Origin of the sequence: Streptomyces turgidiscabies Car8 (genome assembly GCF_000331005.1) — a bacterium.
In the GTDB taxonomy this organism is placed as follows: Bacteria; Actinomycetota; Actinomycetes; order Streptomycetales; family Streptomycetaceae; genus Streptomyces; species Streptomyces turgidiscabies.
In genome coordinates, this window is record NZ_AEJB01000623.1 from 1 (window position 1) to 24,171 (window position 24,171).

The 24,171-nt window shown below is 69.5% G+C and carries 23 protein-coding genes and 2 pseudogenes; 17 read left to right on the forward strand and 8 right to left on the reverse strand.

Annotation, left to right across the window (positions count from 1 at the left end; all coding sequences use genetic code 11):
• Positions 1-20 precede the first annotated feature (20 nt).
• Positions 21-1,232, reverse strand: coding sequence for an AI-2E family transporter (locus STRTUCAR8_RS43240; RefSeq protein ID WP_006382803.1), 1,212 nt, complete (start codon positions 1,230-1,232; stop codon positions 21-23).
• A gap of 215 nt (positions 1,233-1,447) precedes the next feature.
• Here STRTUCAR8_RS43240 and STRTUCAR8_RS43245 point away from each other — a divergent pair, with 215 nt between their 5' ends.
• From STRTUCAR8_RS43245 to STRTUCAR8_RS43290, 10 genes and pseudogenes are all read left to right on the forward strand, one after another.
• Positions 1,448-2,740, forward strand: a complete 1,293-nt coding sequence (locus STRTUCAR8_RS43245) for an acyltransferase family protein (protein WP_006382853.1) — start codon at positions 1,448-1,450, stop codon at positions 2,738-2,740.
• A 25-nt stretch (positions 2,741-2,765) separates the two neighbouring features.
• Positions 2,766-3,440 carry a formylglycine-generating enzyme family protein gene (locus tag STRTUCAR8_RS43250; protein ID WP_006382805.1) on the forward strand — a complete coding sequence of 225 codons (675 nt, stop codon included), beginning with the start codon at positions 2,766-2,768 and terminating at the stop codon, positions 3,438-3,440.
• A gap of 89 nt (positions 3,441-3,529) precedes the next feature.
• Positions 3,530-4,324, forward strand: coding sequence for a phosphotransferase (locus tag STRTUCAR8_RS43255; RefSeq protein WP_044473890.1), 795 nt, complete (start codon positions 3,530-3,532; stop codon positions 4,322-4,324).
• Between the two features lie 106 nt (positions 4,325-4,430).
• Positions 4,431-4,925 carry an NUDIX domain-containing protein gene (locus STRTUCAR8_RS43260; protein ID WP_006382824.1) on the forward strand — a complete coding sequence of 165 codons (495 nt, stop codon included), beginning with the start codon at positions 4,431-4,433 and terminating at the stop codon, positions 4,923-4,925.
• Between the two features lie 68 nt (positions 4,926-4,993).
• Positions 4,994-5,569 (forward strand): IS607 family transposase, encoded by a 576-nt coding sequence (locus STRTUCAR8_RS43265; protein ID WP_044473891.1) that lies wholly within the window; start codon positions 4,994-4,996, stop codon positions 5,567-5,569.
• Positions 5,562-7,193 (forward strand): annotated as a pseudogene (locus STRTUCAR8_RS43270) (nuclease/transposase family protein). Before STRTUCAR8_RS43265 ends, STRTUCAR8_RS43270 begins: the two are co-directional and overlap by 8 nt.
• A gap of 79 nt (positions 7,194-7,272) precedes the next feature.
• The gene (locus STRTUCAR8_RS43275) at positions 7,273-8,076 is read left to right on the forward strand and encodes a hypothetical protein (protein WP_006382816.1); all 804 of its coding nucleotides are present in this window, start codon (positions 7,273-7,275) and stop codon (positions 8,074-8,076) included.
• Positions 8,077-8,350: 274 nt separating this feature from the next.
• Positions 8,351-9,331: a hypothetical protein gene (locus STRTUCAR8_RS43280; protein ID WP_063139058.1), complete on the forward strand. Its 981-nt coding sequence runs from the start codon at positions 8,351-8,353 to the stop codon at positions 9,329-9,331.
• Positions 9,332-9,447: 116 nt separating this feature from the next.
• Positions 9,448-10,104, forward strand: a complete 657-nt coding sequence (locus STRTUCAR8_RS43285; protein ID WP_006382815.1) for a DUF433 domain-containing protein — start codon at positions 9,448-9,450, stop codon at positions 10,102-10,104.
• Positions 10,094-10,480 carry a PIN-like domain-containing protein gene (locus tag STRTUCAR8_RS43290; RefSeq protein ID WP_044473892.1) on the forward strand — a complete coding sequence of 129 codons (387 nt, stop codon included), beginning with the start codon at positions 10,094-10,096 and terminating at the stop codon, positions 10,478-10,480. The genes STRTUCAR8_RS43285 and STRTUCAR8_RS43290 overlap by 11 nt, the downstream gene beginning before the upstream one ends.
• A 117-nt stretch (positions 10,481-10,597) precedes the next feature.
• On the opposite strand, the gene STRTUCAR8_RS53025 is transcribed toward STRTUCAR8_RS43290, so the two are convergent.
• Both STRTUCAR8_RS53025 and STRTUCAR8_RS43295 read right to left on the reverse strand, forming a co-directional pair.
• A complete protein-coding gene (locus tag STRTUCAR8_RS53025) occupies positions 10,598-10,750 on the reverse strand; it encodes a hypothetical protein (RefSeq protein ID WP_158697499.1) in 153 nt (50 codons plus the stop codon).
• 174 nt (positions 10,751-10,924) lie between these two features.
• Positions 10,925-11,608 carry an alpha/beta fold hydrolase gene (locus STRTUCAR8_RS43295; protein WP_006382847.1) on the reverse strand — a complete coding sequence of 228 codons (684 nt, stop codon included), beginning with the start codon at positions 11,606-11,608 and terminating at the stop codon, positions 10,925-10,927.
• A gap of 579 nt (positions 11,609-12,187) precedes the next feature.
• Between STRTUCAR8_RS43295 and STRTUCAR8_RS54915 the strand changes: the two genes are divergently transcribed.
• Together STRTUCAR8_RS54915 and STRTUCAR8_RS43305 are read left to right on the forward strand one after the other, a co-directional pair.
• Positions 12,188-12,448, forward strand: coding sequence for a hypothetical protein (locus STRTUCAR8_RS54915; protein ID WP_006382823.1), 261 nt, complete (start codon positions 12,188-12,190; stop codon positions 12,446-12,448).
• 91 nt (positions 12,449-12,539) lie between these two features.
• A complete protein-coding gene (locus STRTUCAR8_RS43305; protein ID WP_006382831.1) occupies positions 12,540-12,953 on the forward strand; it encodes a GNAT family N-acetyltransferase in 414 nt (137 codons plus the stop codon).
• 11 nt (positions 12,954-12,964) lie between these two features.
• On the opposite strand, the gene STRTUCAR8_RS43310 is transcribed toward STRTUCAR8_RS43305, so the two are convergent.
• Positions 12,965-13,546 carry a hypothetical protein gene (locus tag STRTUCAR8_RS43310; protein WP_006382793.1) on the reverse strand — a complete coding sequence of 194 codons (582 nt, stop codon included), beginning with the start codon at positions 13,544-13,546 and terminating at the stop codon, positions 12,965-12,967.
• 104 nt (positions 13,547-13,650) lie between these two features.
• A complete protein-coding gene (locus STRTUCAR8_RS43315) occupies positions 13,651-14,481 on the reverse strand; it encodes an SDR family oxidoreductase (protein ID WP_006382848.1) in 831 nt (276 codons plus the stop codon).
• Positions 14,482-14,549: 68 nt separating this feature from the next.
• Between STRTUCAR8_RS43315 and STRTUCAR8_RS54920 the strand changes: the two are divergent.
• Positions 14,550-14,651, forward strand: a pseudogene (locus tag STRTUCAR8_RS54920) (GNAT family N-acetyltransferase); the annotation flags it as partial.
• 42 nt (positions 14,652-14,693) lie between these two features.
• On the opposite strand, the gene STRTUCAR8_RS43320 reads toward STRTUCAR8_RS54920, so the two are convergent.
• The 3 genes from STRTUCAR8_RS43320 to STRTUCAR8_RS43330 form a co-directional block, all read right to left on the reverse strand.
• Positions 14,694-14,957: a type II toxin-antitoxin system RelE family toxin gene (locus STRTUCAR8_RS43320; RefSeq protein ID WP_006382794.1), complete on the reverse strand. Its 264-nt coding sequence runs from the start codon at positions 14,955-14,957 to the stop codon at positions 14,694-14,696.
• Between the two features lie 7 nt (positions 14,958-14,964).
• Complete coding sequence (locus STRTUCAR8_RS43325) at positions 14,965-15,231, reverse strand: type II toxin-antitoxin system Phd/YefM family antitoxin (RefSeq protein WP_006382811.1); 267 nt, start codon at positions 15,229-15,231, stop codon at positions 14,965-14,967.
• A 132-nt stretch (positions 15,232-15,363) separates the two neighbouring features.
• Entirely contained in the window at positions 15,364-16,143 is a 780-nt protein-coding gene (locus tag STRTUCAR8_RS43330; RefSeq protein WP_006382825.1) for a sugar isomerase domain-containing protein, read from the reverse strand.
• Positions 16,144-16,469: 326 nt separating this feature from the next.
• Here STRTUCAR8_RS43330 and STRTUCAR8_RS43335 point away from each other — a divergent pair, with 326 nt between their 5' ends.
• The 4 genes from STRTUCAR8_RS43335 to STRTUCAR8_RS43350 all read left to right on the forward strand — a co-directional run bounded on the left by STRTUCAR8_RS43335 (position 16,470) and on the right by STRTUCAR8_RS43350 (position 24,169).
• Complete coding sequence (locus tag STRTUCAR8_RS43335) at positions 16,470-17,354, forward strand: MurR/RpiR family transcriptional regulator (RefSeq protein ID WP_044473901.1); 885 nt, start codon at positions 16,470-16,472, stop codon at positions 17,352-17,354.
• 203 nt (positions 17,355-17,557) lie between these two features.
• Positions 17,558-21,871, forward strand: a complete 4,314-nt coding sequence (locus STRTUCAR8_RS43340; RefSeq protein ID WP_006382842.1) for a glycoside hydrolase family 38 N-terminal domain-containing protein — start codon at positions 17,558-17,560, stop codon at positions 21,869-21,871.
• On the forward strand, positions 21,868-22,659 hold the full coding sequence (locus tag STRTUCAR8_RS43345; protein ID WP_006382833.1) for a hypothetical protein: 792 nt from the start codon (positions 21,868-21,870) through the stop codon (positions 22,657-22,659). The genes STRTUCAR8_RS43340 and STRTUCAR8_RS43345 overlap by 4 nt, the downstream gene beginning before the upstream one ends.
• Before the next feature lie 139 nt (positions 22,660-22,798).
• Entirely contained in the window at positions 22,799-24,169 is a 1,371-nt protein-coding gene (locus tag STRTUCAR8_RS43350) for an extracellular solute-binding protein (RefSeq protein ID WP_006382795.1), read from the forward strand.
• Positions 24,170-24,171: the final 2 nt, after the last annotated feature.

Below are 24,171 nucleotides of genomic sequence, written 5' to 3' on the forward strand. Positions count from 1 at the left end.
TCCCTCACGAAGTCGTCCGGTCAGCTCGCCGTCTCCGTACTCCGGTCCGCCCCCTCCTCGTACCGCCCCCGGAGTTCCGAGAGCACGCCGAAGGCCGCCGCCGTCAGCGGTACGGAGAGGAGCATGCCGAGGATGCCGGCGAGGGAGGCGCCGGCGGTGAGGGCGACCAGGATCACCGCCGGGTGCATCTGGAGCGTACGGCTCTGGATCATCGGCTGGAACACGTTGCCCTCCAGAAGCTGGACGAGGGCGACCACGCCGAGGACCCACAGCGCGGTGGTGAGCCCGCCGTCCGCGAACGAGACCAGGACCGCCACCGCGCCCGAGAGGAACGCGCCCAGGTACGGGATGTACGCCCCTATGAACACCAGCGCCCCGAGGCCGACGGCGCCCGGCACCTGGAGGATCAGCAGACCGACGGTGATGCACACGGCGTCGATGAACGCGACGATCGTCGTACCCAGCATGAAGCCCTCGATCGCCTGGAAGGCGCGGCGGGCCATGACCTCCAGGGTCGCGCCGGAGCCGCGGGGCGCCAGCGAGTGCAGCGAGGCGACGGCCCGGTCGGAGTCGCGGAGGAAGAAGAAGAGGAGCAGGATCGCGAGCGTCGCGGTGGCGATCATCTCGGTGAGCAGACTGACGCCGCTCAGCACACCGGATACGGCGGTGCCGCCGAACTTGGAGAAGAGTTCCTTGGCGTTGGTGGCCAGCTCGTCCAGGGAGTTGCCGACCACGTCGAAGCGCTCGCTGAGGTCCTTCGCCGCGTGCTGCACGGAGGTGACGATCTGGTCACCGGTGTCGATCAGAGCGTTGACCACGATGTACGCGGCCCCGCCCATGACGAGGATCACGGCGGCGCAGGTCAGCCCGGCGGCGAGGGACTTGTTGAACTTCATCCTGACCAGCCGCCGGTAGAACGGGCCGAGCAGGGCCGAGAGAAGCAGCGCGAGCAGCACGGGCGTGACGACGGTCTGGAACGTGATGCAGAACCACACGCCCACCGTGATCACGCCGCTGAGCAGCAGCAACAGCGCGCTCACGGCGGCGATGCGCCGGGCGGTGCCCGAGAGGAGGGGCGCGGCGCCGCGGTTGTCGGCGCTGACCGGCGTGTTCAGGGGGACACCGGTGGTGCGTACGGTCGTACGCGTCCGGTGTATCCGCGTGCCGCGTCGCCCCGGCTGCCTGTTGCGGCTGCCGCCGACTCTGCGAGGGGCTCCCGTACGGCTGTTCATCCTGTTTTCGTCTCCGCTCACACGCACGACCGCTGTCTGCTTTCCGCTGTCCGCGGCGTCAGAGTAGACCGGCGCGAGACCCCCAGGGTTGAGCGGACGGGGAGAGACGACGGGGTGAGTCCGGGTGGAGGCGCCGCGTCCGGAAAGCCCTGCTGAACCTGTGGGAACCGTTACACCTTGTGTGACTCCGCCGATGCGGGGCAGGCGCGGTCGTTATGAGCACCCCCACCAACCGGAGCACGGCAGACGCCGTAGACGCGACGCCCTCGGCAGGCGCGACAGTCGAGGTCGCGGAGGAGAGCCCGCGGATCCTGGGCGGCGCGCCGACGACGGACGCGCGGCCCAGATCCGGTGGCGGGCGGGGTTTTCCGTCGGCCCTGCGCGGTGGCGGGCGGGTGGCAGGGCTGGACGGACTGCGGACGGTCGCTGTCGTACTGGTGATCGTCTACCACGTGAAGCCGGATCTGGTACCCGGCGGCTCGGTCGGCGTGGACGTCTTCTTCACGCTCAGCGGTTTCGTCATCACCCGGCTGCTGATCGCCGAGTACGCCCGCACGGGCGGCATCGGCCTGCGGTCGTTCTACAAGCGCCGGTGGGTGCGGCTGGGCCCGGCCATGCTGACGATGTGCGCGGTCACCGCGCTTCTCTCCCTGGCGTTGCCGCTGCCGCTGTTCGACGGGGCGTGGACGGCGGCGGTGCTGGCGGCGGTGTCGGTCGTCAACCTCGTACGGGCGGGTGAGGCCGGTCCGTACTCGGACCTCACCTCGCCCCTCAGCCACACCTGGTCCCTGGGGGTGGAGGAGCAGTTCTACCTGGCCTGGCCGCTCCTGTTCCTCCTGCTTCTACGGCGTACCACGGCCCGGAAGGTACTGGCCTGGGTCGGGGCCCTGTGCGTCGTGCCGCTGCTCTGGCGCCTCGCCCTCTGGGACCCCTCGGCGGCGCACCGCATCTACAACGGCCCCGACACCCGCGCCGACCAGCTCCTGATCGGCGCCCTCCTGGCCGTCGTCCTGGCCCGCCTACGAGCCGACGACCCCCGCCTGGAGCTGCTCCGCCGCTGGTCGGGCCACCTGTGCTGGCCCGCGCTCGCGCTGCTGGGCCTGGTCGCCTGGCAGATCCCGATCGCCGAGGCGAGCGCGTGGAACCCCGTCTGGTACACGGTCGGCTTCAGTTTCGCCGCGGTCCTGACGGCCACGGTGGTGGCGACCCTGGACCTGCTCCCTGGGTCCTGGCCCTCCCGCCTCCTCTCGATCGGCGCCCTGGCCTGGGTCGGCCGCAACCTCAGCTACGGGATGTACCTGTGGCACTACCCCGCCATCCGCCTCCTCTCCGACCTGGGCGTACCGGACGACCAGTTGCTGCCGATGGGCATGGTGGCGACGGTCGCGGCGGCTCTGGCGTCGTACGCACTCGTGGAACGGCCGCTGGCACGCCGCGCACGGAGGGGCGGGGGTCGGCCCGACCGGCCAGACGGCGCTCTCCTTGGGGGCTCTGTCGTTTCGCACTGACAGGTCTCGTTAAAGTCTCCTGATCATGGACCTGATGACGGGGAACGAGATGGTCGCCATCCCGCCGGGGCAGGTGACGCTGTCGGACCGGCGGACACAGCGCAGTTGGTCGGTCGAACTCGCCCCCTACCAGCTCGCGGCGTCCCCGGTCACCCAGGCGTTGTACGCAGAGATCACAGGCCGGCGGCCGAGCGCCACCCCCGGGGACCGGTTGCCCGTCGAGTGCGTCTCATGGTGGGACGCGGCGCGGTTCTGCAACGCCCTGTCCCAGTGCGCCGGCCTCACGCCCGCGTACCACTTCCGTGCCGAGGCCGAAGAAATCGAGTGGGACGCGTCCGCCGACGGGTACCGACTGCCGACCGAAGCCGAGTGGGAGCACGCCTGCCGTGCCGGGACGACCGGACCGCGCTACGGGGAGCTCGACGAGATCGGCTGGTACCGCGGAAACTCGCACGAGCGCATCCACGAGGTGGGCGGCAGACGCCCCAACTCGTGGGGGCTTCACGACATGCTCGGCAACGTCTGGGACTGGTGCTGGGACGTCTACGACGCCGAGGTCTATGGCGCCTACCGGGTGCTCCGTGGCGGCGGCTGGTTCGATGAGCACTGGAGTTGCCGGGCCTCCGCGCGGCGCCGCAGCCACCCGACTTTCGAGGTCGACGACGTGGGATTCCGCGTCGCGCGTTCCGTCTTGCACTGATCCACGCTGCCACTGATCCATGCTGCCGCTGATCCGCGTCGTGTGCGGTCCGGCCCGCGCGGGGTCGGTCCGGCGATAGCGTGATCCTCATGACGGCTGAAGGCGAGGCGCTGGTCGGCGGCATGGCGAACGCGGGGGCGGTCTTCCGCCGAGGGGAGTCGGTGGAGCGACCGGCACCGCGCAACGCACGCGCCCTGCATGCCTATCTCCTTGCCCTTAAGGAGCACGGCTTCGACGCGGCGCCGACCCCTGTCGGTCTCACCGCGGATGGCCGTGAGCAGCTGACTTTCATCCCCGGTGAGGTGGCTCTGCCGCCGTTCCCGGACCGGGCGATGACGAGTTCCGCCCTCGAATCGGTGGGACGCCTGCTGCGGCGTCTGCACGAGACCAGCGCAGCCGTCGGGATCGACACCCGTGCCGAGTGGCCCCCGGACCTCGCCGACCCGGAGGGGGGAACGATGTTGTGCCACAACGACGTGTGCCCGGAGAACGTCGTCTTTCGCGACGGTCGTGCCGCGGCACTGATCGACTTCGACTGGGCGGCCCCGGGCCGTGCCCTCTGGGACATCGCCATGACCGCCCGCTATTGGGTGCCCATGCTTGATCCAGAGTCCGCGGCCGCTCTCCATCCCCCCGGGCTGGACGCGGCCGCACGGCTGCGGGTTCTCGCCGACAGCTACGGCCTCTCGGCGGGGGACCGCGCCGAGTTGCCGGGCGTCATCGAGCAGGCCACGGAGGTCTGCCGGGCCTTCGTCGCCCGCCGCGTGGCCGACGGAGACCCCGTCTGTCTCCAGGCGCTGGCCGAGCGCGGTGGATGGGAACGCTGGGACCGCATACAGACCTGGCTGGTGGACCACCGCCGGACGCTCACGGCCGCCCTGTAGCGTACGGGCGTGGGTCACCGACGACGGCGGCCGTACACGGAAAAGGCCAGGTCAGAGTACGTCAGAGCAGCCTATGTCAGTGCCACCGCATAGGGTCCGGGCCACCATGACAGACCACCGCGCAACCCTCGCGCCCGCCTTCGGCTCCATGACCGTGCTGGTAGCCGCCGTGATCGTCCACGACAAGGCCGCCGACCGTGTCGTCCTCCTCCAGCGTGGCCCGCGCGCCAAGTTCGGGCAGGGCATGTGGGATCTCCCGCTCGGCAAGAGCGAACCGGGCGAGCCCATCACCGATACAGCCGTACGTGAGTTGTACGAGGAGACCGGGCTCACGGTGCGGCCGGAGGCACTGGAAGCCGTGCACATCGTCCACGGTTCGCAGGGTGTGCAGGCGCCGAACGGTTTCCTCACCGTCGTGTTCGCGACCCACGACTGGACCGGCGAGCCCGAGAACCGCGAACCCGACAAGCACGCCCAGGTCCGCTGGTTCGACGTCGCCGAACTCCCGCAGGCCCCGGGGGAGTTCGTGCGTTCCAGCGCGGGCGCCTTGCGTCGGTATCTCGACGGCGGGCCGCTTATCTCGCTGGCGGGCTGGGGGTAGTCAACTGTTCGCCTTCAAGGTTGTTTGCGTGAGCGAAACTTCGATTGGGTGAGCATCGTTGTGCGGGTGTGAAGCTGACGGAGTGGGCGAGGTTGCAGGGTGTGCATCCGCAGACCGCGTATCGCTGGTTTCGCGAGGGCACTTTGCCGGTACCCGCGCAGCGGGTCGGCCCGCGGGTGATTCTGGTGAACGTCGAGGCCGCCGCGGCGCCTGAGGTTGTCGGCGGGGTGGGGCTGTATGCCCGGGTCTCTTCCCGGGATCAGAAGGCGGATCTGGAACGCCAGGTCGCCCGGCTGTCCGCGTGGGCGGCTGGGGCCGGCCACCGTGTCGTGAGGGTTGAGGCCGAGACTGGTTCGGGGATGAACGGGGCGCGTGCAAAGGCCCGGCGTCTGCTGGCCGATCCCGAGGTGACCACGGTCGTGGTGGAGCACCGGGACCGGCTTGGCCGGATGAATACAGAGCTGGTCGAGGCGGCTTTGGAAGCGTCCGGGCGCCGCCTCGTCGTGCTGGATGGCCGTGAGGTCGAAGACGACCTGGTCCGGGACATGGTGGAGGTGCTGACCTCGTTCTGCGCCCGCTTGTACGGGCGCAGGTCGGCGAAGAACCGTGCCCATAAAGCGCTTCAGGCAGCCGAACATGGCTGAGCTACGCCCGATCGCGGCGCCCTTCGTCGCGTCCGGTCCCAGCGGTGTGGCCGTCCGGACCCGCCTCAAGCAACTGACGCCCGGCGATGAGAAGGTGCTGCGGCTGGTCGGCGCGCATCTGGGTTCGCTGGCCTCGAAGGACCTCAAGGCACGCTGCCGGGACGGCCTGGAGCACTCCGGCAATACGTGGGCGGTGCGGAAGCGGGAGCTGACACCCGCCTCGTCGTCGCGCTGGGCGGGGTCGATCGCCAAGGCCACACACGGCCAGTGGGCACTGGCCAGCCGCTGCCGGCTGGCGCACCTCCACAACCTGGAAGCCGGCATCCGAATCATCGAGGCCCGGCTGGCACTGCCGGTCGGGCAGAAAGGGACGAAGAAGGTGCCCGGGGGCTACCGGTCCGCGCGGGAATGGCATGCGAAGTCACGGCGGCTGCGGGTACTGGAGGACCGGCTGGCCGCCGGGCGGGCGGACCGTGAGGCGGGGATCGTGCACGTCGTGCGGGGCGGCAAACGGCTGGCACGCACCCGGCACAACCTGGAGGCCGCGCAGCTCACGGAGTCCGCGTGGCGTGGGCGGTGGGAGGCGGAGCGCTGGTTCTGCCAGGCCGACGGGGAGTCCGGCAAGCGCTACGGCAACGAGACGATCCGCGTCAGCCCCCACGGCGAGGTCAGCATCAAACTCCCCGCACCGCTGGGGTACTTGGCGAATGGCCCGCACGGCCGGTATGTCCTGGCCTGCAAGGTGACATTCGCGCACCGGGGCGGGGAGTGGGCGGATCGTGTCGTGGCCAACCGGGCCATCGCCTACCGCATCCACTACGACACGGGCCGGGAGCGCTGGTATGTGACCGCGTCCTGGCAGATCGCACCAACCCCCACCATCCCCATCGAGGCAGCCCTCGCCCACGGCGTGATCGGTGTCGACATGAACGCCGATCACCTGGCCGCCTGGCGCCTGGACACCGACGGCAACCCGACCGGCGCCCCACGCCGCTTCATCTACGACCTTTCCGGCACCGCCGAGCATCGTGACGCGCAGGTCCGCCACGCCCTGACCCGCCTCCTGCACTGGGCCCGAACCTGCGGCGTGAAGGCGATCGCCGTCGAGGATCTGGACTTTGCCACGGAGAAGACCCGGGAGAAACACGGCCGCAGGAAAGGCTTCCGCCGACTGATCTCCGGCATGCCCACCGGCAAACTCCGCGCCCGCTTGTCTTCGATGGCCGACGCCACCGGTATCACGGTCATCGCTGTCGATCCGGCCTACACCTCGAAGTGGGGCGCGCAGCACTGGCAGAAACCGCTCACCAGCACCACCCGTTAGACGACTCGCCATGACGCTGCTGCCGTGGCGATCGGAAGGCGCGCCCAGGGACACCCGATCCGGCGACGGACGACACCGCCCCATGCTCACCGGAGTGATGAGCATGGGCATCGGACCGTCCAGGCCAGACCGGTTGCCCCTGGGCGTGAGGGAACCCGCCCCCGCATCCCCGGACCACGGACACGATCCGTGCCGCCCTGACGCGGAGCGAACGCGGGCAACCAGAACGCCCAACACCGTCCGGGGCGTTCGGCCGAGCACGAGACCTGGCAACAGGACTCACTCCCGCTCAGTCTCTAGGAACGGTAGGCAGCGACTAGGATCGCAATCTTCGGCTGGCGGAAGCCACCTGGAGTCCCCTGAGGGTGTGCCGAAAACGATGAACCCGGCAACGACGAACCTCGACGACACTCCCACGCCGGATGTCACTCTCACCCAACTCCGGCTCGACCGTGCCCTGGACAACCTGGCCGTCACCTTTCGCGGTGCGACCGCCCGCGCCGACGAGGTCCAGTGCGACTGTCACTGGGGCAGCGAGGAAGAACTCGCGCTGCTGAAGGTCCCGGACGTGGAACTCGACCCGGATCTGCTCTACCGCACCTGGCATGCCTTCGACTGGAAGGACCACGGCGCGGTGCTGCGCCGCGTCCTGCCCCAGTTCGCCAGAGCGCTGGTAGGCGGCCTCGTGGAGCCTTACCTCATGGAAGAGGTGGGGCGTTCGTTCGGCATGGGCGACTGGCACCGGTGGCCCGTGCGCCAGAGTGCGGTGGTGTGGGAGTTCCTGCACGCCTGGTGGGCGCACAGTCTCACCGACCCGGATCCCGTCGCCCCCGTGTACGAGCTGCTGGCTGTGTGCGCCGAGGCGTCCGGCGTCATCGGCCCGTGGCTCACGGTATGGGAGGCACTCGATCACCCGGTGGCCGACCGGCACTTGGCGGAAGCGGCTACTCAGTGGGAGTACGGGCTGCTGGGAGACGAGCTTCCCTGGAAAAATTGGTGGTGGGAGGACGACAACGCGGACGAGATGCGCACCGAACTCGCGGCCTGGTTGGTCCGCCATGTCCCCGCACGGCTGCGTTCCCAGGACGCGGCGACCGTGGAACTCCTGCACCGGGTACGGCTGATGGGTCTCACCGGTCCCGCCCGCTGGGAGGACCCGTACTGGCCCAACCACCGCTACTGAGGTCGCGCCGGGTACTCGTGCGCCGGGATGCGGTTGGCCACGACCCAACCCCCTTAAAGAACTTGGGTAAAGAACCAACCGCCTCCCTCCTCCCGCCCGTTGTCCCCTGCGGACCCCGGCGAAACATGATTCATTCACTCTCAGGAGTGACTCGGTTGCGGTGAGTGGCTGCGGAGAGTTACGTTCCCGGAAACAACCCACAAAAACGACGGCCCCCGCCAGGACTGCAATCCTGTACGAGGGCCTGACCGTTCAGGAAGAGAACGACTTCCCCATGGCTGAAACGCAGTCTAACGCGCCCTCCCGCGTCAACACCGGTACAACGACGGCAGCACACACCTCCGGTGTGATCCACGTACGCACCCGCCTCACCGGCGCCTTCACCGTGATCTCCAACGCCCTCGCCCAGCGACGCGGCAGCGCGGTCACCATCGGCGTCGCGGCCTACATCCTCTCCGTGCCCGACGGCGCCCGCATCAGCATCGCCGCCCTCTGCGCCCACTTCGCCGAGGGCGAGATCCTGATCTCGCGCGCGCTACGGGAGTTGGAGGCGGCGGGCTATCTGGAACGGCGCCGAGTGCGCGGAGCCGACGGCCAGGTCCGTACGCAGACCTTCTTCTACGACGTACCACGCGCCGCCTCCGACCGGCCGACCTCTCCTCCGCCGCAGCCCACCCGGCCGAGGAGGTCCGAGCCCGTCGAGAACGCCCGGCGGGCATCAGCGCCCACTACTGAAGCTGCCGCACCGGAGACGCAGGTGGCGCAGGTGGCGCAGGTAGCGCAGGTAGCGCAGGTAGCGCAGGTAGCGCAGGCGGCAGCAACTCCCCTCCCCCACACCCCTGTTGCCGCCGCACCCCCTCCCCCGCTCGGCCTCGACGAAGCCGACCCCCAGGCCGTCGTCATCCTCGCCTCGCTCCGTATCGTCGACCGCAGGTTGATCCTGTCCCGCAGCGAGGTCGCCGAGTTGGCCCCGGCGGTCGCCGAATGGCTCGGGCGAGGTCTCCGGCCCGAGGAGATCACCGGGGCCCTGACCACCGACCTCCCCGACCACTTCCGGGCCCGCCCGGCCCGCGTACTGGCGTTCCGCCTGCGTGAAGCGCCACTCCCGACGCCCACGAGGGCCCCGACGCCTGGCACTCCCCAGCCCCTCACCCTCCCCTGGCAGACCTGCGACGGCTGCGAACGGGCGTTCCGGACGACGGGCCCCTCCCGCTGCCGCGAGTGCAGGGGGGCCTTGATGGAGACGGCGGCTTGATGGGCCATCGAATCAACGTCAGAGCCCGGAAAATGACGGACTTGCGCGGTCGTGGCGCAACCCACGCGGACTGGGTATGCAAACATGCGAGATCTCTGATCGAAGGGAGGATGGTCATGGTCGACCGGTTCAGCGACGGGCTCCTGACACCCACGGAGACGGCCTCCCATCTGGAAGTCCCGCTGTCCACACTCACCAGCTGGCTCAAGGGAACGGCAGCGGGCGCACCACTCGTCCACCGCGTCGAGCCGGTCCGTAACGGGCAGCCCTCGGTCCCGTTCATCGCCGTGGCGGAAGCCCATGTACTGCGTTCCCTGCGCTCACTCGGGTTGCGGATGAGCGAGATCCGAGAGGCCGCAGTAGCCGTACGGCAGGCGTTCGACACGCCCTACGGTCTGGTCTCGAAGCGAATCGCGACGGACGGCGTGGATATCTTCGTCGAACACGGCTTCGGGGATCTAAGGCGGGCCCGGGACGGTCAGGCCCCCATTCACGAGGTGGTGGCCGGCTATCTCCGTTACCTGACCTGGGAAGGGGAAGACGACTACCCGACGAGTCTGCGACTGAAGCAGTACGGGAAGTCGACACCCGTCGTGATCGACCCCCGATTCGGCCACGGGCTGCCGGTCATCGCCGCCAACCGCGTCACGGTCAAGGCCGTTACCGACCTCTGGGAGGCCGGTGAGAGCGTCGAGGACATCGCCTACGAGTACGACATGACGCCCGAGCAGGTGGACGAGCTCTGCCACGCAGTGGTGCGCCTTGCCGCCTGAGTTCTTCCTCGACCGGAATCTGGGACGCCGAGTCGCGGAGGAGTTGAGAGACCGCGGCTGGGCAGTGCACCGCATCGTCGATGTCTTCCCGGCGGACGCGCAGGACATCCCCGACGAGCAGTGGATCTCGTACGGACTCGACAGGTCATGGATTCCGCTGTCGAAAGACGGCCGTATCAGGACTCGGGACCTGGAGATCCGGCCCGTCCTCGAACGATCCGCCGTCCTCTTCTACCTCGACAACCAGCAACTCCGCACCTTGGAGATGGTGGAACGGCTCGACTCGCATCGCAACGCGATCCACCGAGCCGTGGAGAAGGGTGGTCCCGCCGCTTACGCCGTACGGACAAACGGCCTCGACCGGACGTGGCCGTGAGTTCCCGGGCTGTGACGGAAGATGGGCGGGGTGCGGCGCCGGAGAAGCTGCGCGAACTCGACGCCGAGCACTCCGCTGGAGCACGGGCGGTTCCCTCTCCACGGAAACCCGGAACCTCTACAGGTGTTTCCACGGCTTCGTATCCGGCGATTCCTCGTCGTCCGGTTCGAGATTCCAGACCGCCACGCTCACCTCGTGGGCCGGCTCTTCGATGTCCGGCGCGGCCCGGATGACCCGTGCGGTGTCGTCGGCGGCGGTCCACAGCACCACGTCGGCGCCGGTTTCCTCGTCTAGCCAGGCATAGCGGAATGGTGCGGGTGGGCAATGCGCTCAACCACGCAACAGCACGTCCGGAGCTGTGCTCGGTGCCGCACCGGGCGAAGACCAGCTTCACGCCGAGGGCCCAGACAAGGCGGCGGGATTTTCCCGAAAGGCCCGGCACCGCTAGGAGTTGGCGGCCTCCGCCAGGACGCGGGCGAGTTCGCGGGGGCGGGTGGCCATCGGCCAGTGGCCCGAGTCGAGGTCCACGTACTCAAGGTGGGTAGCGCGGGCGAGTTCAGGAATGTCACCGGCGGTGACCAACTCCTCGGCCTGAGCGGGGGTGAACTCGGGGCAGACGACCACAACGGGGACGTCGAAGCGGCGCTCGTCGGTCAGGCGTACGACTCCCCTGGCGACCGCCTCGGGGACAGCAACCGCGGCGGACGCGAAGCGGTCGCGGGCCTGTTGGTCCAGGTCGGCGGCGTCCGCGCCCTCGAACGGAGCCCAGCCCGGGAAAGGCATGGCGCCGTCCTCCATCGCGAAGTAGTCGGCGTAGGCCTGCCCGTCAGCGGCGGGGAAGCCGCCGACCAGAGCGACCTTGGCCACCTTCTCCGGTCGCGCGTCGGCGGCCAGCCAGGCCAGGGTCGATGCTGCGGAGTGCCCTACCACCAGCGGCTTTCCGGGCACCGCGTCAACCGCGGCAAGCACTGCCTTCAACTGGTCGTCAAGCGTCGCCGAGGCGCCGTTGTCGCCCTGGCCCGGGAGAGTGAGCGGCACGGGATGGTGGCCGAGCGCGGTGAGTTCGGGCACGACGTCGTCCCAGGCGGATCCGTCGAGCCACAAGCCGGCGATGAGCAGGATGTCCACGGTAGTTCTCCCGAAGAGGAGTCGGATCTGATTCCTGGCACGCTATCGGGAGGCTCTGACACCGGGCTCTGATCAGGGCCCGATCCGAGCGAACGGCTCGACTCAACCCCCTGTCTACTGCTCACAACGCATATGAGCACCCGTACTCATGCGAGGCGGAGATGTCGGACCAAGAATGCGTGCATGACTCGAAGTCCGGCCCCCATCAGGGTATTTACCCGCCCCCGACGCGCCATCACAACCGCCGCCCTCACCGCCCTGGCGCTTACCGGCTGCGGAAGCGTGAAGCCGGTAGGTGCCAGTGGGTCGCAGGGGGAGCCGGGCAGGGTCGTCGGCGCCCAGGTGAGTGCCACACCCTCGGCCCCCGGGCAGGCGGCGTTCACGGCGATGCTCGACGAGGTCGCGCAGCCGTGTCCTTCGACCGACGAGGCCGCTTCCGCCCCAACTGGCCTGCAACCGACCAGCGTTCCGGCAGCGCGGAGTCTCGCCCCGGGGGAGACTCCTCCGACCGACCCGATCGAGCCCGGCGCCCCGACAGGGCCTGAGACGGAGTTGAACGACCGCGATTGGTGCGCGAGCGTGCAGCATGAACAGCGCATCATCCAGGCGCTGCAGGCAGTCTCGGATCCCACTCCCGCCAAGGTCCGTAAGACCCTGAACAGCCTCGGCTACATCGACGAACGCATCCACGGCCTCAAGCAGGAAGGCAAGGCCACCCGTTTCTCTCTCGACCTGCGCGAGAAAGGTGGCCAACTCTGCGAGACGGGCCTGGCGGCGGGCGAGGAATCGGACGTCACCGTATGCGCCAACCCCGCAACCGGAGAAGTCGCAGTTGAATAGAGGAGGCCGAACAGGGAGATAGAAGAGCGACCTGAATGTGGCCTTTTCGCCCTGTAGTTGCTGCTCAAAGGAATCATGAAGGCGAGACCGCGTGACGACGACCTACGAATGGCGCGCCGACTTCGACAACGCCTCCCTCGACGCGCTGCACGCCGAGGGCTTCGGCGGTCGGCCGGCGGTCATCGACTGGCGCGGACGGCTGGAACGTCACAGCCTCGGCTGGGTCTGCGCCTGGGACGGTGACTCCCTCGTCGGATTCGTCAACGTCGCCTGGGACGGCGGAGCTCACGCCTTCGTCCTGGACACGGTCGTGGCTCAGCGCTGCCGGTCCCAGGGGATCGGCGCCTCCCTCATCGCCACCGCCGCGCGGCACGCCCGTACCGCCGGGTGCGAGTGGCTGCACGTGGACTTCGAGGAGCACCTGCGGCCCTTCTACTTCGAGGCCTGCGGATTCCGGCCGACAGACGCAGGACTGATCTCCCTGCTCTCCCCGCTCCCCCTGTAGCCGACTCGGGTCTACGCGACGACCCCGTCCGGCCATGCGCCGCCCGGCCTTGCCCTCCGCCGCTCGACATCCTTGGCGGTGATCGGGCCGTGGATGCTGTACACGTCGCCGACCCGCAGGTTCTCCGGCGTCTCGTACTCGCCGTAGGTGCCTATGACGGTGACGGCCACAAGGGACTCGGGCTGCCAGAACGTACGGAAATACGGACCGGACGACACGATTTCCGGGATCTCCACCAGGGTCACGCCACGCCGCGCCAGTAGACGCCGCAGCTTTTCGAACCGAAGCCTGGGAGTGAACCGCCCGTACCGGGTGCGCAGCACGTCGGGGACGTGGGTGCGGTTCCGGTACGCGAGTCGGCGCACCTGCAGGGTGAGGTGGTAGCCCGACCAGGGGTCGTCGACGGAAGCACGGTTCCAGAAGAACTCGACCAAGCCGCCACCAAGGCACAGGTTGTGGTCGTTGCGGATGTCCTCGGTGAAGCCCGGCCCCAGGACCTCGACCACGCGCTCGGGAGAATCCGCGGGGCTCACGCCGAGCACGGTGCCGGTGGTGACGACGTCCATGTAGAACGCGAGCGAGTACGGAGTCAAAGGCTGGTCCTCTGTGGGGAGTGGTCGCGACTTGAGGTGGGGGATGTCCCCGCCGGGGGTGTGCGGGCGGCAGACGGCAGGCGTCGGCCGAACGGGCAAACCCCTTACGCAAGGCCCCCGTTGCTCTTCAGCAGCTGTCCGTTGATCCACTGCCCCTCCTCCGAGCAAAGGAAGTCGACGAGGTGGGCCGTGTCCTGGGGAGTGCCCAGGCGGCCCAGGGGTGTGTGGCGAACCATGTTCTCCCTGGCCTCCTCGGACATCCAACCGGTGTCCACAGGGCCCGGGTTGATGACGTTCGCCGTCACCCCGAGGTGGGAGAGTTCGTGGGCCGCCGCCAACGTGATGCGGTCCAGCGCTCCCTTGCTCGCCCCGTACGGCAGGTTGCCCACCGTGTGGTCGCTGGTGAGGCTGATGATGCGGCCGGTTCCCGGGGCTGCCGTGAAGCGGAGTCCGAACTCCCGGATCAGCAGCCAGGTCGCGCGCGCGTTCACGGCGAAGTGGCGGTCGAAGCTCTCCAGGGTCGTGTCCAGCAGGCCCGAGTCGACCGACTCGCAGTGGCACATCACCAGCGCGGAGACACCGACGCCGGTACCCGTCCCGCCGCCGACGCCCATCCGGCGTTCGGCCTCGTCGAAGACACGTGCCGGGGTGTCCGGGTCGGCGAGGTCCGCCTCGATCGCCGTGCTCGCGGCGCCCCGCTCGGCCAGGGACCGGGTGATCGCCTCGGTCGCACCGGGCTCGACGCCCCAGGACATACGGGTGTCGTAGGGGGTCCAGTAGGTGAAGGCGATGTCCCAGCCCGACGCCGCCAGCCGACGGGCGATCCCGGCGCCGATCCCGACGGTGCGGCCCACCCCGGTGACCAGGGCGAGCGGGCGGGCGGCGAGGGGAGCAGGGGGGAGGTCGCGTTGAGGTTGATCCGCGTTTGTCGTCACGGGGCGCGATCGTCCATGAGCGTCACCTGCTCAGCAACTGCTTTTCGGAGAAGCGAAGTTGAGCCCAGGGGATCAGCGCCACCCTCATCGCCACCGCCGCGCAGCACGCCCGTACCGCCGGTCGCGAGTGGCTGCACGTGGACTTCGAGGAGCACCTGCGGCCCTTCTAGCCGCCCACCATGACGAACTCGGAAGAATGACTCACCCGCACCTCACGTCTCGTAAACCGTGGAGCGATGTCCGACCTGCACGACCCACACCACCAGTTCGCCGTTGTCGATGGTGTAGATGACGCGGTAGTCGCCGACCCGGAGGCGACGGCGATCGGGCTGGGACGCAAGCGCCGTGGTGCTGAATCCGAGCGGATCGCTCTCCAGCTCCGTCAGCTTGGCCAGGATGCGCAGCGCCGTGTCACGGGGGACTTTCCGAAGCTCGGCCTGCGCCTCGGGCCGGAAGACCGTCCGGTACTCACTCACGCTGTGCTCATTCACTGCGCGCCAGGGTCTCCCTCATGATGTCCTCGATGGGGACGCCGGCAGAACGGCTGGCCATCCGCTCGTCGATGATCCGGTTGATCTCGCGCTCTTCCCACTGCTGGTACTTGCGCAGGACGTCGATCGAGACGACGGCCGCCACTTCTTTCCCTCTTCGTGTGATCACGGTGGGCTGGTCATCGCGCTCGGCCCGCTCGACGACCTCGGCAAGGTGTGCGCGGACGTCACGGATGGACTCTATGGGCATCTGCGTCATACGCCCAAAAGTACCGGATGTGCCATGTGTACACAACGGCGGGCGAGAGCGGGCTCGGCCACACCGGCCGGAGTCCGGAGTCCGGCGGACAGTCGCCGCCCCACCGCCCTCCTCCCCCTATAAACCGTCCGCTCAGCTCGCCGGACGCCGAATGCGCCCCCCGTAGTGCCGTTCCAGCTCCAGGTTTCCCTCGAAGCCCCCCGGCACGTTCGCCGACACGTATACCGGCGGGCGCTCCCCCGCCTCGATCAGTACCGCCGCCGTCTCCGCGACCGCCATCTGCACCAGCATCACGCCGGTCAGCGTGGACAGGGCGCACACCGCGCCTCCGCCCGGCAGTTCCAGCAACGCGTCACCCGTGGGGGCCTCGTTGTCGAGGACCACGTCCGCGATGTCGGCCAGCTTCCTGCCGCTGGTGTGGGCCGCCGGGACCGTGCGGGTGTGGGTGAGGGAGGTGATCGCGAGGATCCGGTGGCCGCGCTCCTTGGCGTGCAGGGCCATCTCGACGATGACGTTGTTGACGCCCGAGTTGGAGATGATCACGAACAGGTCGGCGGGGTGCGGCTCGGCGAGTTCGTACAGCCGCTCGGCGATGCCCGGCTTCCGTTCCAGCAGCGGGTCGTCGAGGGCGCTGGGGGCGTCGCCGCCGTAGAGGACGAGGTCGGCCATGCTCAGGCGGTTGGTCGGGACGAGGCCGCCGGCGCGGCCGGCCAGTTCCAGGACGAGGGCCTGGGAGTGTCCCGTACCGAAGGCCTGGATCACGCCGTCCGCGCGGATGCAGTCCGCGATCAGCCCGGCGGCGCGGGTCACCGACTCCTGGACCGCCTCCGATCCGGTGATGCGGTCGAGAACGGCCCGGCTCTCGCGCGCGAAGCCCTGGGCACTGACCGCACTGGCCGACTCGACGGACACTCGACTCTCCCCACCGGTGGATTGAACCACCCGCTCTACCTCTATCGGTGAATCAATAAATCACAGTGTATGGGATGTGGGCAACGGGTCACGAGCAAAGCCCACCCAGGTATCCGTTCCCAGGACCCACCCCGACCCTGGCCCCACCCCGGCCCGGTCCTGGGATTCAGACTGACCCAGACACGGTGGCTGATACATTCGCCCCTACCATCAAGTACAGCCGCACAGCAGTGGATAGCAGTGGATAGCAGTGGACAACAGCGCACAGCAGCACAGCGCCGAGGAGATCGGGTAGCCCCATGGAACGGACCGGCTCCGGCAACGGGATGCCCCCGACCGACGTCACCACCCTCATCCGTACGGAGCTGCCGCGCCTCGCCGGCTCCCTGCGGAAGGTGGGTGAGCTGATCCTCGAGGATCCCGCCGCCGTCACCCACTGCTCGGCCGCCGAGCTGGGCCGCCGTACCGGCACCTCGCAGGCCACGGTCACCCGGTTCTGCCGTGCCATCGGCCTCGACTCCTACCAGCATCTGCTGATCGAGCTGGCCCAGGAACGCGGTCGCGGCGAGGTCTCCGACTGGGGAACCGCCGAGATCGGGCCCGACATCTCGCCCGACGACAGCCTGGAACGGGTCGTTCAGGTCGTCGGCAGCGCGGACCTGCGGGCCATCCAGCAGACCATCGACCGTATCGACCTCGACTCCATCGAGCGCGCCGGTCAGGCCGCCGCCCGCGCCCGCCGTATCGACGTGTACGGCGTCGGCGGCAGCGGCGCGGTCGCCCAGGAGACCGAGACGCGGCTCTTCCGCATCGGCTGCGCGGTGCGCGGCTGGACCGAGGTGCACGCCGCCCTCACCTCCGCCGCCCTTCTCACCCCCGCCGACGTCGCCATCGGCATCTCGCACTCCGGCTCCACCCGCGAGACCATCGAGCCCTTCGAACTGGCCAAGCAGCGCGGCGCCACCACCGTGGCCATCACCGCCGACCCCAAGTCCCCGCTGGCTCGCGCGGCCGACGTACGGCTCATCTCCTCCTCCTCGGAGACCAGTTTCCGCACCGAGAGCATCGGCGCCCGCCACTCCGTGCTCGTCCTCATCGACCTGCTGTACGTCCGGGTCGCCCAGCTCTCCTACCAGCGCGCCAGCGCCTCCCTCGCCCTCACCGACCACATCGCCAGGGAGCACGCGGTGAGGTCCCGCCGCTCGCGCTGAGCAGTCATAGAAGGTCGCAGAACCGCGCAGAACGTCACGCGGAAGCCGCCTCGGGGTCACTGACCCCGAGGCGGCTTTTGCATGGATGAACCACCAAGGAAACTTGAAGATGGTTGTTTGAACCATCCGAACGGTGCCACGATAGGCCGCGCCGTTCCCCGGCTGCCCCCGCCCCTGTTTCCCGTAGGCCTCGTAGGAGACCCATGCGCGTCACCTCAGTCGAGTCGACCGAGCTGTTCGTCGGCAGCGCCGAGCACCCGCGTCAGGTGGTGATCGCCGAGATCGGCCAGGCCACCGCCGGCCGTACGGTCCGGCTGACCGCCGACGGCCCCGGCGTCCGCGCCGACGGGGAGACGCTCGCGACCGTCGGCGACGACGGCACCCTCCGCGCAGAGATACCCGTGGTCTGCGACCTGCCCCCCGGCGAACGCACCCACATCACCGTCACCGCCGAGGAAACGGAAGACCCCGGCCGACGGGCCTCGCTCACCGGCAGTCTGCTCGTCGCCGAGCCCGGCTGGACCATGTTCATGGTCAGCCACTTCCACTACGACCCCGTCTGGTGGAACACCCAGGCCGCCTACACCGAGACCTGGGACGTCGCCGACGACCCGGCGACCAGCGGGCTCCCGGCCCGTACCTTCGACTCGCGCGGCCAGTCCGGGATGAGCCTCGTGCGGGCGCACATCGACCTCGCGCGGCGCGACCCCGCGTACACCTTCGTGCTCGCCGAGGTCGACTACCTGAAGCCCTACTGGGACGCCTTCCCCGAAGAGCGCGCATTTCTGCGGCAGTTGCTGCGCACCGGGCGCGTCGAGATCATGGGCGGGACGTACAACGAGCCCAACACCAACCTCACCGGCGCCGAGGCGACCGTACGCAACGCCCTCTACGGCGACGGTTTCCAGCGCGGGATCCTCGGCGCCGACCCGCACACCGCCTGGCAGCTCGACGCCTTCGGCCACGACCCCCAGTTCCCGGGGCTGATGGCCGACGCGGGGCTCTCCTCCAGCTCCTGGGCACGCGGCCCGTTCCACCAGTGGGGGCCCACGCTCTCCGTCTTCGGGGAGGAGCCGCGCGACCCCCAACGGATGCAGTTCCAGGCCGAGTTCGACTGGATCGCCCCCTCCGGACGCGGACTGCTGACCGCCTACATGGTCAATCACTACGGCGCCGGCTGGGCCATCGACAACGCGCCCACGCTCCCGGAGGCGGAAGCCGCCGCCCTCAAGCTCTTCACCGGGCTGAAGAAGGTCGCGCTCACCCGCAACGTCCTCCTGCCCGTCGGTGGCGACTACGCGCCGCCCTGCCGCTGGGTCATGGCCATCCACCGCGACTGGAACGAGCGGTACGTCTGGCCGCGCTTCGTCTCCGCGATCCCCCGCGACTTCTTCGCCGCCGTACGCGCCGAACTCGATGCCGAGGGGCGCAAGGCCTCGCCGCAGACGCGGGACATGAACCCGATCTACACCGGCAAGGACGTCTCGTACATCGACACCAAGCAGGCCCAGCGGTACGGCGAGACAGTCCTCGCCGACGCCGAGGCCTGGGCGACGCTCGCCTCCCTCGTCACCGGGCGCGCCTATCCCGACGCCGCGCTCGACAAGGCCTGGCGGCAGCTGATCTACGGCGCCCACCACGACGCGGTCACCGGTTCCGAGTCCGACCAGGTGTACATCGACCTGATGACCGGCTGGCGCGAGCTGTACGACCTCGCCGAGTCCGTGCACGCCGACGCCACCCAGGCCCTCGCCGACCACGTGACCCCGCTGCCCGGCGGCGGCCCCGACCTCGTCGTCCTCAACTCCGCGACCTGGCAACGCCGGGACACCCTCACCACCGACCTCCCCGATGGCCTCGTCCCCCTCGACGAGACCACCGGGCTGCCGCTGCCCGCCGTACGCGAGGAGAACGGTGAGCTGCGGGTCGTCGTCCCCGACGTACCCGGGCTGGGACTCAAGGCCCTGCCGCTCGGGGAGGGTTCGGTTCCCGGCTGGACTCCGGGCGACGGACTGACCATCCGCAACGAGTTCTACGAGGTGACGGTCGACCCAGAGCGCGGCGGCGGCGTCAGCAGCCTGCTCCAACTCGGTGACATCGAGCGGGAGTTGCTGCGTGCCGGTGACATCGGCAACGAGCTGGTCGTGCAGGAGGAGTATCCGAGGCACCCGCGCTTCGGCGAGGGGCCCTGGCATCTCACCCCGACCGGGACGACGGCCGCCCGCAGCCGTGACATCGGCGTCGCCGACACAGACGTACGGGTCGAGCACTCGGCCGCCGGATCGCGCATCACCGTCACCGCCACCCTAGGTCAACTCTTCACCTACACACAGCAGTTGACCCTCTGGAAGGGCATCGACCGGCTGGACGTGTCGACCGTCATCGACGGATACGACGGCAGTGACCGGCTCATCCGGGTCCGCTGGCCCGCCGATGTCCAGGGCGGGCTTCCCGTGCACGAGGTGGCCGACGCGGTCATCGGGCGCGGGTTCGGGTTCGTGGAGGTGGACAGCGAGCGGTTCCCGTGGACGCTCGACAACCCGGCCAACAACTGGTTCGCGCTGGGGACGACGGCCCGGGTGGCCGTGCACGACGGCTCCGGCGCCCTCCTCGGCCAACGGGCCATCGGTGTCGCCGAGTTGGTCTACCCGTCCTGGGACGAGGCCGGCGAACTCGGTGCCGAACTCGCCGCCGCCCTCGTCCGGGTGGGCGTGACAGCCACCTCGACGATCGCGGGCGGGCAGCGCTACGGCGACCTCGAAGTCGACTCCAACCTCCCCGACATCCGGATCGCCGTCGGCTCCCCCGAGCGCAACTCCGTCGTCGCCGAGGCCCTCGGTATGGATCCCGCCGCCGGTCGTGAACTCCGGCGCCAGCTGGCCGAGTCGGGCGTGGCGGCCGTATGGGTCGCGCCGCGTGCCGGACTGCGCGAGGAGTGGGTGCCCGGCGCGGACCTGCGCGACCTGGAGCGGCTGCCGCTGCTCGTGGTCGCGGGCAACGGTCCGCAGGACGACGCCAAGGCGGTGGACGCGCTTGTCGCCGACCTGGCCGACGCGGTCGTCCACGCCACCGCCGCCGGTGGCGGCGAGGCGCTGCCGCCGGGCGACACCTGGGACGGCACCGGCTTCGCCGTCCTCAACCGGGGTACCCCCGGCTGCGTGGTCACATCCTCCGGCGACCTCTACATGTCCCTGATGCGCTCCTGCACCGGCTGGCCGTCCGGCATCTGGGTCGACCCACCACGCCGCACGGCCCCCGACGGTTCGGCGTTCCAGCTCCAACGCTGGTCCCACACCTTCGAGTACGCCGTCCTCGGCGGCACGGGCGACTGGCGCGAGCTGCGGCTGCCGCAGGCGGGGCACGCCTACAACCGTCCGCTGCGGGCGCGCCTTCGAGGGCGGGAGCAGCCCCCGGCCGCGTCGGCCAACAGGGGCGAACTTCCGCGCACCACCACCCTGTTGAGCATCGAACCCGCCGGTGAGGTGCTCCTGGACGCCCTCAAGCCCGCCGGGTCGCCGCTCGCCCGGGGGAGCGTGGCGCCCGCCGATCCGGGGCGCGGTGTCGTCGTACGGATGCACGAGGTCAACGGCCGGTCGACGCCGGTGCGGGTGCGCGGGCCGGTGGCCTGGACGGACGGCGTCCGTACCGACGTCCTGGAGAAGCCCGGGGAGCCGCTGCCCCCGGACGCGGACGGCGTCCTCGCCGCCCACCTGACCGGCTTCGAGGTCGCCACCGTCCGGACAACTCCCGCTGTCGCGCCGACTGTTGAGGGCGTGGGGGTCGACGCGTACGAGCCCGCACAGCCCGTCGCGACCCGGTACTGGTTGCACAACTCCGGCCCGGCCCCGCGCGGCAACCTGCCCGTCGCCGTGTATCTCTCCCCCACCGCCCTTTCCGCCTCCGGCCCGGTCACGGTGACGGTCCGCATCAGCTCCGAGCTGACGGACTCCCCCGTCTCCGGCACGCTGGCCCTCGGCGTCCCGCCGGGCTGGTCCGCCGAACCGCCCGAGCTGCCGTACGCTCTCGGCCCCGCCGGCTTCACCCTCACCGAGGTCACGGTGACCCCGCCGAAGGACGCGCCACCGGGCCGCCACTGGCTCACCGCCCGCCTGCCGTACGGCGGCCAGGTGTACGAGGACGCCGTGGCCCTGGATGTACCGGGCGCCGTGGCGGAGGGTGCCCCGGACGGGCGTACCGGACCGACCCTGGTGACAGGGCTGGGGGTTGACCGGGTCGTCGTGCGTCGCGGAGAGCGCGTACGGGTTCCGGTGAGCCTGCGCAACACCACCCTCGGGGAGATCACCGGCACCTTGTGGGCCGTGTCCTCGTGGGGGACGTGGGCGGGGGTGGGGCCCGGGGTGCGGGGGTTCGCCGTACCGCCCGGGGAGTCGGTGGAGTGCGGTATCGAGGTGGACGGCGGGGCGCTGGCACCGGGTTCGTACTGGCTGATGGCGAAGGCCGGCTGGCACGGATCCGTGGCGTACACGGAGGCCGTACTGCTGGAGGTGACCCCATGAACGACCACGACCACGACCACAATCACGACCACGCGCATCCGCATACCCACCTTCCCGAGGGCGCCTGTGCCGTCATACACGGCGTACCCGTGCCAAGGGCAGAGGTGGAGGCGGTTCTTGCAGCAGTACCGGCACGCGAGACGCCCCTGAAGGGGCGCGGGGAACTGCGCGACCAGCCCCCACAGGCCGGCAGCCAACACACGACGCTTCCCGCGGAGCGCCAGCGTCGGCGCTGGGCCACGCAGGTGGTCGTGGCGGACGTACTGGCACGGCGAGCGTGCGCGGAGCGGGGGCTGAGGCCTCCCGAAGCCGCGCCGCAGGAGCTGCGGGCCGTGCCGGAGGCAGACGTAGCCGGCCTCGGCAGCATCGTCGCCGTCGTGCTGGCCTACTCCGCCGCCGCGCGGGTGCTGTTGGGGCACCTGGAAGGGCACCAGGCGATCCCCGAGGAAGCCCTGTGGGAGTACTACGTGCACAACCGGGACCGGTTCCTCACCCAGGACGCGATGCGGCGCGGAGTGGACCCCTACGCACCCTCCGGAGGCACCTTCGAAGGCACCGGCGAAGGCGCCGGTGAAGGCATCTTCGGCGGGCCTTCCGTTGAGCCGGCGAAGCCCGATTTCCTGCCGTACGAGCAGGTGAAGGCCGGAATCGAGGGCGAGTTGAGGCAGGCGGCGGGCCGTCGGGCCTTCTTCTCGTGGCTCGACCTGGCGCGGGCGGACGTCGTGTACGCGCCCGGGCACGAGCACCCCGGCGACCCGTCCCACCCGGACCACGAACACCGTCACTGAGGTGGGCGGCCTCGGTTCCGGAACCTAAAAGCAACACGGCACCCCATTGACCTCCGATGAATTCTGGTCCACATTTTCATCACTCGGAGTCAAAGTTGGTGAATTAAACCAGCACCCCGCGTCCAGGAGGGCAGCAGCAATGCGCGCAAGAAGACTGACCGGATCCCTGTCCTGTCTCGTCGTACTGACGTTGACGGCCGCCGGATGCGGCCTCTCCGGAGGCTCCGACGACGGCGGCGCCACCGCCGGGGGCTGCTCGGTCGACAAGGGCAACGTCGGCTCCGGGAAGCTCACCGGGGACGTCAAGGGCAAGATCACGTTCCAGACGACGAACCTGAAGAAGGACTTCGGGAAGTACTTCAACGGGGTCATCGCCGCCTTCGAGAAAGCCCACCCGGACACGACCGTCAAGTGGATCGACGACCCGGGCGACAGCCAGTTCACGCAGCGACTGGTCGCCGACGCGCAGGCCTGCACCCTCCCCGACGTGGTCAACCTGAACGTCAACACGTCGATCGCCCTCACCAAGGCCGGCTACCTCCTCGACCTCGACAAGAAGGCGCCGGACTCGGGCGCGCCGTTCGGCGCCGCGATCTGGAAGTCCAGCGTGTTCACCGACGCCTCGGGGGCGAAGACGCACAGCGCGTACCCCTGGTACTCCGGCGGTATCGCCCAGACCTTCAACATCGACCTGATGAAGAAGGCGGGCCTGGACCCGGCCAAGCCGGCGACGACGATCCTCGGTATGTTCGACGACGCGCTGAAGATCGCCAAGGTGTCCGACGGCAAGTACTACGCCACCGTCGCCAACCCGATCTGGCGCATCCCGGCCGACTGGCAGCAGATGGGTGTCAAGGTCCTCTCCGACGACGGCAAGTCGTTCACGTTCGCCGACGACCCGAAGACGGTGGCGTGGGTCGAGGCGATGACCAAGATGTACAAGGCGGGAGCGATGCCGAAGGACTCGCTCTCCTCCAACCAGGACGCGTCGACCCTCTACGCCCAGGGCAAGCTGGTCTACGGCTCGACCAACCCCAACTACCTGCGCTTCATCGAGCAGAACAACCCGAGCGTCTACAAGAAGACGGGCGTCGCCCAGTACATGCTGGACGACCTCGGCCACACCGTGGGTGCCCCGCAGTACATATCGGTGGCCGCGACGAGCAAGAACGCTCCGACAGCGTTGTCGTTCGCCCAGTTCCTGACGAACGCGCAGAACCAGCTGGAGTGGGCGAAGGACCCGAACGTGGTCATCTTCCCCTCCACGACAGCCTCGTTGAACGACCCCTTCTTCCAGTCGGTCAAGGGAACTGACCCCTTCTCCGAGGCCCGCAAGATCGTCGCCGAGGACCGCAAGACGTCGACCGCCGACGAAATCGCCCTGTCCCCGGGTGAGTTGAACGCCATCACGGCCCAGGTGCAGCTGGCGATGCAGGGCAAGAAGAGTGCCGCGGACGCGCTCAAGGAGGCGCAGTCCAAGGCCGACGTGCTGCTGAAGCAGGGCAGTTGAGG

Excerpts from the sequence above, each read along its gene's own strand:
- STRTUCAR8_RS43240 (WP_006382803.1), bottom strand. The coding sequence starts at position 1,232 with ATGAACAGCCGTACGGGAGCCCCTCGCAGAGTCGGCGGCAGCCGCAAC.
- STRTUCAR8_RS43245 (WP_006382853.1), top strand. The coding sequence starts at position 1,448 with ATGAGCACCCCCACCAACCGGAGCACGGCAGACGCCGTAGACGCGACG.
- STRTUCAR8_RS43250 (WP_006382805.1), top strand. The coding sequence starts at position 2,766 with ATGGACCTGATGACGGGGAACGAGATGGTCGCCATCCCGCCGGGGCAG.
- STRTUCAR8_RS43255 (WP_044473890.1), top strand. The coding sequence starts at position 3,530 with ATGACGGCTGAAGGCGAGGCGCTGGTCGGCGGCATGGCGAACGCGGGG.
- STRTUCAR8_RS43260 (WP_006382824.1), top strand. The coding sequence starts at position 4,431 with ATGACAGACCACCGCGCAACCCTCGCGCCCGCCTTCGGCTCCATGACC.
- STRTUCAR8_RS43275 (WP_006382816.1), top strand. The coding sequence starts at position 7,273 with ATGAACCCGGCAACGACGAACCTCGACGACACTCCCACGCCGGATGTC.
- STRTUCAR8_RS43280 (WP_063139058.1), top strand. The coding sequence starts at position 8,351 with ATGGCTGAAACGCAGTCTAACGCGCCCTCCCGCGTCAACACCGGTACA.
- STRTUCAR8_RS43285 (WP_006382815.1), top strand. The coding sequence starts at position 9,448 with ATGGTCGACCGGTTCAGCGACGGGCTCCTGACACCCACGGAGACGGCC.
- STRTUCAR8_RS43325 (WP_006382811.1), bottom strand. The coding sequence starts at position 15,231 with ATGACGCAGATGCCCATAGAGTCCATCCGTGACGTCCGCGCACACCTT.
- STRTUCAR8_RS43335 (WP_044473901.1), top strand. The coding sequence starts at position 16,470 with ATGCCCCCGACCGACGTCACCACCCTCATCCGTACGGAGCTGCCGCGC.
- STRTUCAR8_RS43340 (WP_006382842.1), top strand. The coding sequence starts at position 17,558 with ATGCGCGTCACCTCAGTCGAGTCGACCGAGCTGTTCGTCGGCAGCGCC.
- STRTUCAR8_RS43345 (WP_006382833.1), top strand. The coding sequence starts at position 21,868 with ATGAACGACCACGACCACGACCACAATCACGACCACGCGCATCCGCAT.
- STRTUCAR8_RS43350 (WP_006382795.1), top strand. The coding sequence starts at position 22,799 with ATGCGCGCAAGAAGACTGACCGGATCCCTGTCCTGTCTCGTCGTACTG.